At 53.9% G+C, this 13,748-nt stretch carries 16 protein-coding genes and 1 tRNA gene; 9 read left to right on the plus strand and 8 right to left on the minus strand.

Annotated features, from left to right (window positions below; translation table 11 throughout):
* Nucleotides 1–32 precede the first annotated feature (32 nt).
* Nucleotides 33–2,096, plus strand: a complete 2,064-nt coding sequence (locus tag FKM52_RS06150; RefSeq protein WP_141175323.1) for a prolyl oligopeptidase family serine peptidase — start codon at nt 33–35, stop codon at nt 2,094–2,096.
* On the opposite strand, the gene exoX is transcribed toward FKM52_RS06150, so the two are convergent.
* Nucleotides 2,090–2,773: an exodeoxyribonuclease X gene (exoX, locus tag FKM52_RS06155; protein ID WP_141175324.1), complete on the minus strand. Its 684-nt coding sequence runs from the start codon at nt 2,771–2,773 to the stop codon at nt 2,090–2,092. The two genes, FKM52_RS06150 and exoX, sit on opposite strands and share 7 nt — an antisense overlap.
* 26 nt (nt 2,774–2,799) lie before the next feature.
* Nucleotides 2,800–3,030 carry a DNA polymerase III subunit theta gene (locus FKM52_RS06160; RefSeq protein ID WP_141175325.1) on the minus strand — a complete coding sequence of 77 codons (231 nt, stop codon included), beginning with the start codon at nt 3,028–3,030 and terminating at the stop codon, nt 2,800–2,802.
* A 127-nt stretch (nt 3,031–3,157) separates the two neighbouring features.
* Here FKM52_RS06160 and yobA point away from each other — a divergent pair, with 127 nt between their 5' ends.
* The 4 genes from yobA (at nt 3,158) to FKM52_RS21640 (ending at nt 5,812) form a co-directional block, all read left to right on the plus strand.
* The gene (yobA, locus tag FKM52_RS06165) at nt 3,158–3,535 is read left to right on the plus strand and encodes a CopC domain-containing protein YobA (RefSeq protein ID WP_141175326.1); all 378 of its coding nucleotides are present in this window, start codon (nt 3,158–3,160) and stop codon (nt 3,533–3,535) included.
* Nucleotides 3,536–3,537: 2 nt separating this feature from the next.
* Entirely contained in the window at nt 3,538–4,416 is an 879-nt protein-coding gene (gene copD / locus FKM52_RS06170; protein WP_141175327.1) for a copper homeostasis membrane protein CopD, read from the plus strand.
* 47 nt (nt 4,417–4,463) lie between these two features.
* Entirely contained in the window at nt 4,464–4,805 is a 342-nt protein-coding gene (locus FKM52_RS06175) for a YebY family protein (protein WP_141175328.1), read from the plus strand.
* Between the two features lie 368 nt (nt 4,806–5,173).
* A complete protein-coding gene (locus FKM52_RS21640) occupies nt 5,174–5,812 on the plus strand; it encodes a hypothetical protein (protein WP_181407899.1) in 639 nt (212 codons plus the stop codon).
* Nucleotides 5,813–5,986: 174 nt separating this feature from the next.
* Here FKM52_RS21640 and FKM52_RS21645 read toward each other — a convergent pair whose 3' ends face one another.
* The 4 genes from FKM52_RS21645 to FKM52_RS06200 form a co-directional block, all read right to left on the minus strand.
* Nucleotides 5,987–6,316, minus strand: a complete 330-nt coding sequence (locus FKM52_RS21645) for a hypothetical protein (protein ID WP_181407900.1) — start codon at nt 6,314–6,316, stop codon at nt 5,987–5,989.
* 365 nt (nt 6,317–6,681) lie between these two features.
* Nucleotides 6,682–6,930 carry a glycine zipper domain-containing protein gene (locus tag FKM52_RS06190; protein ID WP_141175330.1) on the minus strand — a complete coding sequence of 83 codons (249 nt, stop codon included), beginning with the start codon at nt 6,928–6,930 and terminating at the stop codon, nt 6,682–6,684.
* Nucleotides 6,931–7,301: 371 nt separating this feature from the next.
* Nucleotides 7,302–8,069, minus strand: coding sequence for a glycosyltransferase family 25 protein (locus tag FKM52_RS06195; protein WP_141175331.1), 768 nt, complete (start codon nt 8,067–8,069; stop codon nt 7,302–7,304).
* Between the two features lie 288 nt (nt 8,070–8,357).
* Nucleotides 8,358–9,047 carry a B3/B4 domain-containing protein gene (locus FKM52_RS06200; protein ID WP_141175332.1) on the minus strand — a complete coding sequence of 230 codons (690 nt, stop codon included), beginning with the start codon at nt 9,045–9,047 and terminating at the stop codon, nt 8,358–8,360.
* Nucleotides 9,048–9,090: 43 nt separating this feature from the next.
* Here FKM52_RS06200 and FKM52_RS06205 point away from each other — a divergent pair, with 43 nt between their 5' ends.
* On the plus strand, nt 9,091–9,693 hold the full coding sequence (locus tag FKM52_RS06205; RefSeq protein ID WP_141175333.1) for a helix-turn-helix domain-containing protein: 603 nt from the start codon (nt 9,091–9,093) through the stop codon (nt 9,691–9,693).
* 156 nt (nt 9,694–9,849) lie between these two features.
* Nucleotides 9,850–9,923 (plus strand) — tRNA-Gly (locus FKM52_RS06210).
* 152 nt (nt 9,924–10,075) lie between these two features.
* Here the strand turns inward: FKM52_RS06210 and aroD are convergent.
* A complete protein-coding gene (aroD, locus tag FKM52_RS06215; RefSeq protein ID WP_246085503.1) occupies nt 10,076–10,801 on the minus strand; it encodes a type I 3-dehydroquinate dehydratase in 726 nt (241 codons plus the stop codon).
* On the opposite strand from aroD, the gene FKM52_RS21920 reads away from it, so the two are divergent.
* Both FKM52_RS21920 and FKM52_RS06220 read left to right on the plus strand, forming a co-directional pair.
* Complete coding sequence (locus FKM52_RS21920; RefSeq protein ID WP_246085504.1) at nt 10,788–11,057, plus strand: hypothetical protein; 270 nt, start codon at nt 10,788–10,790, stop codon at nt 11,055–11,057. The genes aroD and FKM52_RS21920 overlap by 14 nt on opposite strands.
* A 48-nt stretch (nt 11,058–11,105) precedes the next feature.
* Nucleotides 11,106–11,981, plus strand: a complete 876-nt coding sequence (locus FKM52_RS06220) for an alpha/beta fold hydrolase (RefSeq protein WP_141175335.1) — start codon at nt 11,106–11,108, stop codon at nt 11,979–11,981.
* A gap of 286 nt (nt 11,982–12,267) precedes the next feature.
* On the opposite strand, the gene rsmF is transcribed toward FKM52_RS06220, so the two are convergent.
* Nucleotides 12,268–13,707 carry a 16S rRNA (cytosine(1407)-C(5))-methyltransferase RsmF gene (gene rsmF, locus FKM52_RS06225; protein WP_141175336.1) on the minus strand — a complete coding sequence of 480 codons (1,440 nt, stop codon included), beginning with the start codon at nt 13,705–13,707 and terminating at the stop codon, nt 12,268–12,270.
* Nucleotides 13,708–13,748: the final 41 nt, after the last annotated feature.

Below are 13,748 nucleotides of genomic sequence, written 5' to 3' on the forward strand. Positions count from 1 at the left end.
TAATAGATGTTTATCTGAAAACAGTAATCGTTATGATGCCACCGAAAGCAAAAAAAATTGCTCATGGAATGACGCTGCACGGCGATACCCGCATTGATCATTACTACTGGCTGCGCGATGACCAGCGTGAAGATCCAGAGGTGCTGGATTACCTGCATGCGGAAAATGATTATGGCCATCAGGTTATGCTGTCGCAGAAAGCGCTGCAGGATCGCCTGCTGAAGGAGATGGTAGGGCGTATTCCGCAGCAGGACTATTCAGTGCCCTATGTAAAAAACGGCTACCGTTATCAAAGCCGCTATGAGGCCGGCAACGAGTATGCCAGCTATCTGCGCCAGCCCGCCGATACCGCCACGCCGGATGAGTGGGAGCTGTTGCTGGACGCCAATCGACGCGCCGCGCACAGCGAGTTCTATACCATGGGCGCGCTGGATATCAGCCCTGATAATCGCATTATGGCGCTGGCGGAAGATTTTCTTTCACGCCGTCAGTACGGCATCCGCTTCCGTAACCTCGAAACCGGCAACTGGTATCCGGAAGTGCTGGAAAACGTTTCGCCCAGTTTTGCCTGGGTTAACGATTCCAGGACGCTCTATTACGTACGTAAAGATAAACAGACGCTGCTGCCTTATCAGGTATGGCGGCATAACGTTGGCGAACCGCAGCAGCATGATGAGCTGGTATATGAAGAAACCGACGATACCTTTTACCTCAGCGTGCATAAAACCACCTCGGAGCATTTCGTACTGATTGCGCTGCACAGCACCACCACCACGGAAATTCATCTGCTGGACGCGGAGTATGCCGATGCGCGCCCGCGCGTTTTTGTGCCGCGCCGTAAAGGGCATGAATATACTCTCGATCACTACGACCATCGCTTCTGGCTACGATCTAACCGGGAAGGGAAAAACTTCGGCCTTTATCGCACCAGCTACCTTGATGAAGCTCGCTGGGAAACCATTATCGCGCCGCGCGATCATGTAGTGGTGGAAGATTTTCAGCTGTTTCGCGACTGGCTGGTGGTGGAGGAGCGACAGCGCGGGCTCTCCAGCCTGCGGCAGATCTGCTGGCGTACCGGGGAAACTTTCGGTATCGCCTTTGACGATCCCGCCTATGTTACCTGGCTCGCTTTTAACGCTTCGCCGGAGACCAGCAAGCTGCGTTACGGCTATTCCTCAATGACTACGCCCACCACGCTGTTTGAGCTGGATATGGATACCGGCGAGCGGCGCGTGTTGAAACAGACGCAGATCGCCGGTTTCGATTCCGCTAATTACAAAAGCGAGCATCTCTGGATTAAGGCGCGCGATGGCGTGGAAGTGCCGGTTTCGCTGGTCTATCACCGCCGCTACCACCAGCCGGGAAAAAATCCGATGCTGGTTTACGGCTACGGCTCCTACGGCTCGATTATGGATGCCGATTTCAGCGCCAGCCGTCTCAGCCTGCTGGATCGCGGTTTTATCTATGCGCTGGTACACGTGCGCGGCGGCGGCGAGCTGGGTCAGCAGTGGTACGACGACGGGCGCCTGCTGAATAAGATGAACACTTTTAACGACTTTTTGGACGTGACGGATGCGCTGGTACGGCAGGGCTATGGCGATCCGCAGCGGCTGTATGCGATGGGCGGCAGCGCGGGCGGGCTGCTAATGGGCGCGGTAATTAACCAGCAGCCGGAACGTTTTCACGGCGTGGTGGCGCAGGTGCCTTTTGTCGATGTGGTTACTACCATGCTGGATGAAACCATTCCGCTGACTACCGGCGAATATGATGAGTGGGGCAATCCAAACGACGCGCAATATTACCGCTATATGAAGCAGTACAGTCCTTACGATAATGTCGGCGCTCACGCCTATCCGCATATGCTGGTTACCACCGGCCTGCACGATTCTCAAGTGCAGTACTGGGAACCGGCGAAGTGGGTAGCGAAGCTGCGCGAGCTGAAACAGGATGAGAATCTGCTGCTGCTCTGTACCGATATGGACTCCGGACACGGCGGGAAGTCGGGGCGCTTTAAATCCTATGAGGGCGTCTCGCTGGAGTTCGCTTTTATTATCGGCCTGGCGCAGGGCACGCTGCACAGCGGCAGCGGTTATTGATCCTGCGCTTGCTTAACCTGCTTTTGCAGCGCGTTGCGCAGGGCAGGTTTCAGATCCGGTATGGAGTTCAGCATCCAGCGCAGGTAGCCGGGATCGCGTTTAGCAACTTCGGCGATTGCGCGTCCGCGATATTTTCCAAACGGCATTACCTCCGCGATGGCATTTTCGGCTGGCGCAACCGGCAGCGCGGCAGCCATATGCGCCGCATCCCAGCCGGAGGTTTCCATAATGCGAATCAGCAGCGCGGCGGTGACGTAGCAGTCATACAGCGCCCGGTGCGCATGGAGATCGGCAGGAGGCGTCACCTCCAGCCGTAAATGCTCGCGCAGCGCCTGATTGCTGTAGGTCAAACCCGGCCAGAGCTTACGCGCCAGCTTCATGGTGCATATCCACTGGCCGTGCATTTCCGGCAGCACCCGACGATCGAAGCTGGCGTTGTGCGCCACATAATAAGGGCTGCCGTGATAGCGATGAATCAGCGCCTCAATCGGCGGCTTATCGGCCACCATCGCTTCGCTAATGCGATGCACCGCCATCGCCTGACGGCTGACAGGGCGATCCGGGCAGACCAGATCGCTCATGGGATTAACGATTTGTCCGTCAATCACGTCAACGGAAGCGATTTCGACGATACCGCCCTGCAAGCCGCAGGTTTCGGTATCAATAACGCGTAGCATAAAGCCTCTTAGCGCAGCGGCGCACTTTATTTACTTTTGGGTTCCCACGGCAGACGGGAGAGATTGAGTGAAGTTTGTCGATGATGCATCAGACGCTGACGAAACCAGTCGCGCAGGGCTTCCGGCTGTTCCCGCTCAACGAGCTCCGCCACTACCGGCATATTGTAACGCTCTTTAAAGGCGACGCCAGCGGCAGCCAGATCCACGTTCACTTTATCTTTCTCTTCCTGCGGAAGTGTTGCCAAATTGTTAGACATTATTTACTCCTTCGTATAAGCACAACGCACCCGATCGGGATCGCCGTTATTGCCTCGACACGCTTTCGCACGCGGGGTATGCTGCGGCCTCGTTGCGGACAACCACGATAGTTTACAGGATGAAATCATGTTGAAAACCCGCTTCTCTGCTTTAACCGGCGCCGCCGTGCTGGTAATGGCGGTCGCTTTCTCTCCAGCGGTGCTGGCCCATGCCCATCTCAAATCGCAATATCCTGCCGCCAACGCTAACGTTGAGGCCTCTCCGCAGGCGCTAACGCTGACTTTCTCCGAAGATATCGAACCGGCATTCAGTCGCGTCGAAATTATCGGCTCCGGCCAGCAAACCATGCCGACGGCAGAGGTGGAACGCGCGCCGAAACAGCATAATCAGCTGATCGTACCGCTGGAAAAACCACTGCCCGGCGGCAGTTACCAGGTTAACTGGCACGTGCTGTCGGTTGACGGCCATAAAACCAAAGGAAGCTACACTTTCAGCGTGAAGTAACTATGACGCTGGATTTTATTTATATCCTTTGCCGCGCCTTCCATTTTGGCGCGCTGATGCTGTTTGTCGGCAGCTTGTTTTTCAGCGCGCTGCTGGCGCCGCGCCGCTATCAACCGCAGCTCGGCCAGCGCTTTATGCCGCTGCTGAGCGGCAGCGCGTTGCTGGTGCTGTTCAGCGCGCTGGCGATACTGGCGGCGCAGGCTGGCCTGATGAGCGGCGACTGGCGCAATATTTCGCAGCCGGCTATCTGGCGAGCGGTGCTGAGCACCGGTTTTGGTCAGGCGTGGCGGCTGCAGCTGCTGTTCGCTTTGTTGGCCTGCTTATGTCTGTTGTGGCGAGGCGCCGCGCGCCAACGTTTGCTGCTGCTATGCGGTTTTATCCAGCTTTGCATACTGGCGCTGGTTGGGCATGCCGCCATGCAGGCAGGCTGGCCTGGCGTCATCCAGCGCCTCAATCATGCCGTACATTTAACCGGCGCGGCTTTCTGGGCTGGCGGCCTGCTGCCGCTGCTGTGGGTGATGCGCGATGCGCGCCAGCCCGCCTGGCGAGGTGAGGCGATCTACGCCATGATGCGTTTCTCCCGTTATGGGCATCTGGCCGTGGCGCTGACGTTGATCAGCGGCATGATCAATACTGCTTTTATTGTCGGCTGGCCGCTGCCGGTTAATAATCCATACCGACAGTGGCTGCTGCTGAAAATTGGGCTGGTGAGCGTGATGGTCGGCACCGCGTTGTTCAATCGTTATTATCTGGTGCCTCGTTTTCGGCAGGCGGAGGGTGAAGCGCAGCGGAGATTTATGCGTGCGACGCAGTTTGAGCTGCTGCTTGCCGTGGCGGTAGTGCTCGCCGTCAGCCTGTTTGCAACGCTTCAGCCCGAATAAAATCAGGCCTGGAAAGCCAGGCGCAAGTAAGACAATAAGGTAACGTAATGAAGAAAATTATTGGACTGGCACTGGCGTTGGGATGCTGTACCAGCGCGCTGGCGGCTTCGGAGGTGATTACGGTAAGCCGCTTTGAAATCGGTAAAGATAAATGGCCGTTTAACCGTGAAGAGGTGATGCTCACCTGTACCAAAGATGGCGCGCTGTTTGCCATTAATCCCAGTACGCTGATGCAATATCCGCTGAATGAAAAAGCGGAGCAAAAGGTGGCGGCGGGGCAGGCGCAGGCCCAGTCTATTACGGTAATTCAGAATGACGATCCGCAGCATCCGGGCGAAAAGGCCAGCCTGCAGCCAGTCCTTGAGCGGGCCGAAAAACTCTGTAACTAGCTCTGGCGATCATCTTTGCCGGCGCGGTTCATCCGCGCCGCTGTTCTGTAGTCAATAGTGGCGCTAAAAGACAGCGTGTTGGCTAAGTTCTGCCGTTAGCATCACAGAGTTCAATTCTTCTTTGCAGCCTGCTTACATCCCGCTGGAAAAACCCTGTGCCTGTTCTACGCTTTATAGGGCAAGGCGACATCGCCTGCATCAATGCCAACTTTTAGCGCACGGCTCTCACAAGAGCCATTTCCCTGGACCGAATATAGGAATCGTATTCGGTCTTTTTTTATTTTATTTTAATATCAATGCGTTACAAGAGTTTCGCGCGAAAATACACGAAAATTACTCGAATTTCAATATCCGGTTTTTATTGCGGCATGATAACTGCTGTTGCTGTTGCTGTTGCTGTTGCTGTTGCTGTTGCTGTTGCTGTTGCTGTTGCTGTTGCTGTTGCTGTTGCTGTTGCTGTTGCTGTTGCTGTTGCTGTTGCTGTTGCTGTTGCTGTTGCTGTTGCTGTTGCTGTTGCTGTTGCTGTTGCTGTTGCTGTTGCTGTTGCTGTTGCTGTTGCTGTTGCTGTTGCTGTTGCTGTTGCTGTTGCTGTTGCTGTTGCTGTTGCTGTTGCTGTTGCTGTTGCTGTTGCTGTTGCTGTTGCTGTTGCTGTTGCTGTTGCTGTTGCTGTTGCTGTTGCTGTTGCTGTTGCTGTTGCTGTTGCTGTTGCTGTTGCTGTTGCTGTTGCTGTTGCTGTTGCTGTTGCTGTTGCTGTTGCTGTTGCTGTTGCTGTTGCTGTTGCTGTTGCTGTTGCTGTTGCTGTTGCTGTTGCTGTTGCTGTTGCTGTTGCTGTTGCTGTTGCTGTTGCTGTTGCTGTTGCTGTTGCTGTTGCTGTTGCTGTTGCTGTTGCTGTTGCTGTTGCTGTTGCTGTTGCTGTTGCTGTTGCTGTTGCTGTTGCTGTTGCTGTTGCTGTTGCTGTTGCTGTTGCTGTTGTCGTCAGCGCAGCGCGCCTGCTGTTTGAAAAATAATTCCTGCGCTGATGTTATTGAGCTGTTGATCGTGTGGGATTTTTATGGAGGTCCCCGTTTCGCGCGGCGAAATAGCGAGAAACGCATGACTTATGGTCCAGTAATAGAAACTGGCCAGTGGGGCATAGCGTGTCGGTCAGACATGCATGGCGTTGGGTATGTTGCCTTATCGAATCAAACAGAGAGTATTTCTCTGATATCGAAAGTCGCAGCGATTCTGTTAATAACATAGAAAAATGCGCCACCCAACAAAGCTGTTAATGGTGCATTATGGCTGTATCCCAGAACAAGGTGCCTGCTACATTGCTTTGAAAATAAATGGTATGACGCTCCAGGAAATTTAGTCAAACTACCTGAAGATACAGTTAAAATGGAGACAGACAGGCAACCATAATTAATATTTCCGAAAAATGGCTCTCTTTTTCTGCAATGTTTGTTAGTAAAAGAGCTGATAAATAAATTTATCAGCTTTATTGTTATTTTCATACTGTAAACATCTGGCATTTATTTCTTCCGGGGAGGTGCGTTGCCCCTTCCATCACCTGATGGATTACCGGTTTTGCTGGGCCAGTTTGGATTACTTCCTTTGGAACCGCTGTTTTGTCCGGAGTTACCCGATGACTCTTTGTTTTTAGACATGATTTATTACCTTTAGTGATATGTAAAAATAAATCCTGCTGTTATTCTCATAAAGAATAAATTTGCTGAATATTATACCTTTTTCATAAACAACTATTTAAAATTAATAATCTATTGCGATAAAAATCAAACAGATATAAACTTCTCCTGGGGTTTTAATCATCTATACTGAATTTATTTAAATTAATTCGCAATGAAGCTGGTAGAAATTTCCACCAGCTCAAAATAAATTATCTGCGGCCTAACAAATAGCCCAGTACGATGCCTGCGGCAGCGGCAATAGCCAGACCGCCAAGGGGATTTGAGGAAACCTGATCTCTTACCGTGTCGGCCGCGTCTCTTACCGCATAGCTTGCCTGGTTGGCATACTTACGAGCTGCGCCTTCGGCCCGATCGTCATAGTTGTCGGTGGCACGACCATAAGCTTCCTGTACTCTGCCTACACCCTCACGCACTTTATCTTCAACTTTACCTGACATTTTTTTCTCCTTTCAAAGGTTGAGTAAGTAAAGTCTAGCAGAAATAAAATCAGCCAGTTGGCGACCGGGGAACGGAACGGTGGAAAGGGTGGTTTTCGCTCCGTTAACGCGGACAGGACGTTAACATGTGGGGAAAGAGTGATGCGGTCAGTAACATCATTTTTCCGTCGCGCATGATAACAATGCTTTGATATTTAATAGAAAAATTAGAACTCCGCCTCGACTGGCGTGCAGGAAAAGAACTGGCGAACACGCTTTTTGTAAATAAGCGTTGTAAAAAATATATTTTCCGCCGTCAGATAATTAAGATAAATCTGTAGGCTTTGCAGCTTTTATTATAAAATCTGAGCCGCTACGCGGCTGGATCTGTTTTACCGATATGCTGTTGAAGAACCGTTCTGCTGTTTGCCGCCAAATTTATTAATTAATACGTTTTTAATTCTCTTTAACTGATACCATTTTACTTCTTTTTTTAATTTTTTTATGGCTTTTCCGCGCAGCATAGAGCTTTCACGCCGATCTTTTTCCAGCGCGGAGCTAATTTTATCAGGGTCCGAGGTGCTAATTATTTCTTTATCGAGGCACCAGATATAAATACCACACAGATCACGAAAAAGCGTCCACTGATCGGCCTCAAACCGCACGGGCAGATTATACTTACGCAATGCCTGAGCTGCAGCTTTATTAATAATATAACCGTGCGCGCAGCTTCCATAAGCCAGGCGGTAAAAAGTGATATCCTGGCCTAATTTACGGGTAATAGATTTATTACAGGCATCCACAGCGGATAGAATATAAATTTCTGGGCGCTGGTTATTTATATGAAATTCAATGCTGTTCAGATATTTTTGTAAATCTGCATCAAGGATAGCATCATCTTCCAGAATCAGAGCGCAGTTAAGGTTTTCGCTGACTATCGCGGCATAAACCGCCAAATGGCTCAGCGCACAGCCTATTTCTCCCTGTGTTAAGCCACAGGCAGGGTAGTTCGCCGTTACCGCCGAAACGACCGGCTGCGGTAGCGCTTTACCGTTAACTGCTTTAATGAGTTGGTAGTTGAGGTTATGACGTTGGCATTGGTTTGTTATTTTTTCTCTGCGTTCTACTTCTTCTTCCAGATTAATAATAAAAGTTTTCATTATAACTATAGCAGGCGGGAGTTTTTTTATTTTCCAGGCGGAGTGGGTGTCCTGAAATAATAAATGGTAATCTACTATATCAGAGTGGATAAAAAACTGTAATCAGGCCAAAGGAGGGAACAGCTTACGGGTTTGCTCTTTTTTTATTAATTTATTCGCTAAGGCGGTATCTGTACACCGAAACGGAATAAACCGCCTGGTCATCGTCAGCAGCAGAAGGCGCAAAAGAAAGCCCGCTATTCAGTAATCTCTGCCAGCGGGCTGATGGGGGTAAAGCGTTATCAGACGTCAGGCATAGCCAATAAGCTTTTTAGCTGCCTCTGCCCCAGGCATCATTTGCTGAATAGTATAAATTAACTCATCGCCGGCCTGCTGCAATGCCTCCAGCGGCATGGCGGGCAGGCTTTCCAGGATAAACCACATCTGACTGGCTTCAGCGCTGAGACGAGTTCGTACCCCCTGGCGCCAGTTCCAGCGTCGGCAGGTAACCCCAAGATCGTCACGCCAGATAACCTCTCCCGCTTCGGGTGATTCATTGGCCGGCTGGCCTTCTTTTATAGTATCGAACAGCTCGCTGCCATCCGCTATCGTAAGCTGCGGCTGGCCCTGATAGGCAGCGAAATTTTCTCCGCCTACCGGGATGGCGTAACGGATGCTGATAGCGTTATAAAGATCGACCACCGGATCGATAGCAGGTAACGCGCCGTCACGCAGTACGCGTTTGCGCAGGGCGTCAGCCGAGCAGGGCGTACGCTTCGGCTTAGCGCCGAATGCGCGAAAAACCTCATGCCATGCGTTGAGGTGCGCCTCCGCCCACGGCATTTCATTTGCGATCGCCGATTCACAGGCCTGCCTTAATGCCCGGTCGGCAATCTCAGGACGCGCTATCGGCGCCGCCTGGACAACAATGCTTAATGCCCGGAAACCGGGAGCAAGGCGCTCTATAGCCGGGTTAATTGACGGCGAAACAGAAAACATAACATAATTCCTGATTGACTAATTTATCCTATAGTAGTGACCGATGACTAAAAAAGTCAATAAATTGACTAGCACCGGGGCCGATATTGCCAGCGTCAGCGCTGCCGTTTCCTCCAGTATCAAAGCCTGGCGTAAACAGCAGAAGATTTCACTGGATGAGCTATCCCGTCGCGCGGGGGTCAGTAAAGGAATGCTGGTAGAGATTGAAAAGGGCAGCGCGAATCCCAGCATCGCTATCCTTTGTAAAATCGCCGCCGCGCTCGGTTTATCCGTAGCGGATATCGTTAACGTTACCCGCGCGCCTGATGCCTGGCTGATTAGCGGCGACGAGATACCCGTGCTGTGGCAGGGCGAGAAAGGCGGTTCGGCGCGTTTACTGGCCGGTAGTCGCGGTCCGGATATGGTTGAGCTGTGGCGCTGGGAGATGTTTCCCGGTGAAGTTTTCTCGTCGCCGGGGCACCCGGCCGGCACCGTTGAGCTGTTGCACGTCGAGGAGGGGGTATTAGCGCTTAATACCGCCGCCTGCGAGTTAATGGTGGCTAAGGGATGTTCGGCAGTCGCCAGAACGGATAATCCCCACCAATATGCCAACCGCGGCGACACGCCGCTGGTGTTTACCATGACGGTGGCCGAGCCGCATCCTTAGCCGGGCAAGGGAAGAAGAACGTTTAGCGGAATTTTTTGATCCTGGCTAAGGCCAGTTTGATTTTTTAAGCGGAAGCGCTTGCGTTGGCGCTAACCTTTTGTGTAATAATAGTTTCCGCGCGCTGCTGAGCCTGTTAGCGCGCGGCAGCCTTCCGACGCGGGTATCGTATAATGGTATTACCCCAGCTTCCCAAGCTGGTGACACGGGTTCGATTCCCGTTACCCGCTCCAGTTTTACTTTCATCCTTCTATCCATATTCGCCGTTTTCTCTGCCGTTTCGCTACGGTTAATACGCAATCGGGCTGGGGCTGGATGAAAGCATGCTGATGTTATTTACCTCGCCGCATAGCCGGTGCTGCGGAGGTTAACCGCAGGTCACGCATCAGGCATCGCTTGCGGCGGCCTGATGCAGCAGCGTCAGCACGTCGTGCAGCCTGGCTGCTTCAATCTGGCCCGGCGCTGAGGCATTACCTGCCATACCGAACGTTAACGCGGAGCCGGTTAGCTCGCCGCACAGACGCGTAACGGCGCCGAGACCGCCCATCGACATGGTAAGCAGCGGCCGGTGGGCATAGCGCTGGCGCATCTCCCAGGTTGCTGACATCATGCGTATTACGTCGCCAGGGCTATGCGGCATAGCGGCCATTTTCAGTATATCGCCGCCCATCATCTGCTGTTGCCGCAGACGCGCAATAATTTCCCGCTGCGAAGGCGTTTGTTGAAAATCGTGGCTGGAAAGGATTACGCGTACATTCTGCTGATGTGCCTGCGCAATCAGCGATTTCACCGCCGATGGGGCGCGGTACATTTCAATATCGAGCAGGTCCAGCTCTCCCTGAGCGAGCAGTTGCTGATAAAGCGCAGCGTAGCCGGCATCATCAATCGCCTGCTGGCCGCCTTCAGCTTTAGTGCGAAAAGTCGCCAGCAGCAACTTATGCGGCAGCAGCGCGTAGAGTTCGCGCGTTAATGCTGCCATTGCCGTCGCGTCCTGGCCGTTATGCAATAGATCCAGCCGCAGCTCGATAATATCTACCTCGTTGCGCGTCGCCTGTTCACGGACAAAAGAGATGACTTCAGCGCTGTCTGAAGCGGTGGTGGATACGATCACCCTGGGTTTACCTGCGCCGATAGCGATATTCTTAATTGTTATTGGTTTTATGGCGGGGCGATTGGTACTGGAAAGGGGCGATTCCGTTGCGCCTGTGGCCGAATTTGACATCATTGCCAGCGCGATAAAAGCGCTGCCGCATCCGATAAAGTCTCTGCGCTGCATGGCGGTCCTCATTAATTTATGTAATAAATGGCTGAGCGTTAAGCGTAGTAAAAATGTCATCTCCGGGCTGGTTATCCGTCCGGCCCGTTAACCCACCATCCGGCAACGCGAGATAAATGTGCCGCCAGGAAAATAAAAAATGCATACCAAACCGGCAATATTACTGGCAGGCGTTATGGCGCTGGCGCCCACGCTGACGCAGGCGAAAACGGAAACGCAGCATACCCACTGGGGAACGCGCTGGCAGCATCTGCCGCAGACGCCCGCTCCGGTAGCGGATCTCGCTACCGGTTATGCGGCGGTCAACGGCATTCAACTCTGGTACGGCGTCGTCGGCCAGGGTTCGCCGGTTATTTTGCTGCACGGCGGTCTGGCAAACAGCGACTACTGGGGATTGCAGGTGCCGGAGCTGGCGAAGCATCATCAGGTTATCGTGGTGGACAGTCGGGGCCACGGACGCAGCACCCGCAACGCGCAGCCTTACGGTTATGATTTGATGGCCGATGATATTATTGCGCTGATGGATAAGCTGCATCTTGATAAAGCGGATATCGTCGGCTGGAGCGACGGCGCCATTATTGGCCTGGATATGGCGATGCGCCACCCACAGCGCGTGACGAAGGTGTTCGCCTTTGCGCCTAACGCCACCACCAGCGGCGTTAAAGCCGGGGTAGCAAACGATCCGGTGTTCGCCGCCTATATTGCCCGCGCCGGTGAGGAGTATAAAAAGCTGTCGAAAACCCCCGATGGCTATCAGGCGTTTGTCGCGCAGATCGGCCAGATGTGGCAAACGCAGCCGGAGTGGGATGATGAAGCGCTGCGCAGCATCAAGGCGCAGGTATTAATCGTCGATGGCGATCGGGATGAGGCGATCGATCGGGCTCATCTTGAACATATAGCGGCCACTATTCCTGATGCCGGCCTGCTTATTCTGCCTACCGTCAGCCATTTCGCTTTTTTACAGGCGCCGAAGGAATTTACCGATGCGGTTATCCATTTTCTTGACGAGCAGTAACGGCTGAAAACCGGGCAGCAAAGGCGCGCCGCTAACCGACAATAATTCTGTGCGCCAGGCGGGCAAGAAGCTCCAGCAGCAGCAGGCTGCCAAAGAAAAGGAAAATCAGGATGATAAAAAATTTTTTCCGGCTGTCCATTCTGCCTGCACCTCATCTGATTGCTTCAGCGCAGTTAGTTTAGCGGCGACCGCCTTAACCGCAGGTCAATATTGCGCTTAAGGCGGACAGAAAGGCTGGGCGGCGCGGTCAGGCGAGCGGCGTAGCGGTAACGGCCTGCGGCGCGCGTCAGAGATGAAACAGTTTGCCGTCGCGCACCAGCTCGCGCGGATAGCTGTTTTTCAGGCGCTGCCCCACCTTTTTCGCCAGGCCGATGGGCTGCTGCTGCCAGGTCACCAGCACCTCGTCGCGCGGCGGCGGCGTCTGTGGCCAGATATCGCGCCCGCGATACCACTCTTCCGCTTCACTTTCCTGCAGCTCTACGCTGTTCGCGGCGTCAGGGCGCGCCAGCGCGATGATTGCCTCATGCTGCCAGCGATAGCCTTTTGCAAAGGTTTCCGCCAGCTTCACCCCAATACGCGAGAAACGCACGCGGCCAATTAATGATTCTGCCGCCGTCGGAAACAGCCAGATCTCTTTATCGCGCTGCCACAGCGTAAGCGAATCGTCCCAGTACAGGCCCGATTTAGCCGCAGCCTGGCTAATCAGCTGCGCCTCCTTGCGCGATAGCGGGCTGAAAGGGAATTTGCCCACCCTGTAGCCGGGCTGCGGCATAGGCGCGACCGCCGCCGTTTTGCGCAGCCGCGCCACGAAAAAACCTTCGCTGTCGAACAGCTGCGGAAAGACGTGCAGAAAACCTTCCTCCGTTGCCGCCTTTTCCGCGCCGGGAAACAGCTGCGCCAGCGAATCGATCTCCACCGCCTCCGGATAGCGTTCGCAAAGCCAGCCGATCACCTGCTGATTTTCCAGCCGGTTGAGGGTGCAGGTTGAATAGATCAGCGTGCCGCCCGGCTTCAGGGCATGGAAGGCGCTGTCGATCAGATCGCGCTGGGTGGCGGCGATGGCGTGGGTGCTTTCCAGCGTCCAGTTGCGCAGCGCGTCGGCATCTTTGCGGATTACCCCTTCGCCGGAGCAAGGCGCGTCAAGCAGGATGGCGTCGAAGGTTTGCGGCAGCGCCGGGCCAAACACGCGTCCGTCAAAGTGGGTCAGCGCCGTATTGCTGACGCCGCAGCGGCTGAGATTGGCGTGCAGCACCTTCACCCGGCTGGCGGCATATTCGTTTGCCAGGATCAGCCCCTGGTTGTTCATCAGCGCCGCCATCTGGGTGGTTTTCGATCCGGGCGCGGCCGCGACGTCCATTACCCGCTCAGGCTGCGGCTGCGCCGCGAACAGCGCGCTGACCGGCAGCATCGAGCTGGCCTCCTGAATATAGAACAGCCCGCTCAGGTGTTCCGCCACGCTGCCCAGCGGCAGCGCTTCGTCGCTCTCGTCGCGTTCAATCCAGAAGCCTTCCGCGCACCAGGGAATCGGCGTCAGCCGCCAGCCATAGCGCGCCGTCTGACGTAAAAAATCGGCCACGCTAATTTTCAGGGTATTTACCCGCAGGCTGCGGCGCAGCGGCTGCTGGCTGATGGCGAGAAAGGCTTGCAGGCTCGCCTCATCGGGCAGGGTTTGACGCATCAGGTCAAGGAAGGCTTCAGGGAAGCTGGCTCTGGATTGTTGGGCCACGACAGAGTTCCGGTAGTTTCAGATAAGCACAGGGCGGGAAG

Source organism: Mixta tenebrionis (assembly GCF_006517625.1).
Classification (GTDB): domain Bacteria; phylum Pseudomonadota; class Gammaproteobacteria; order Enterobacterales; family Enterobacteriaceae; genus Mixta; species Mixta tenebrionis.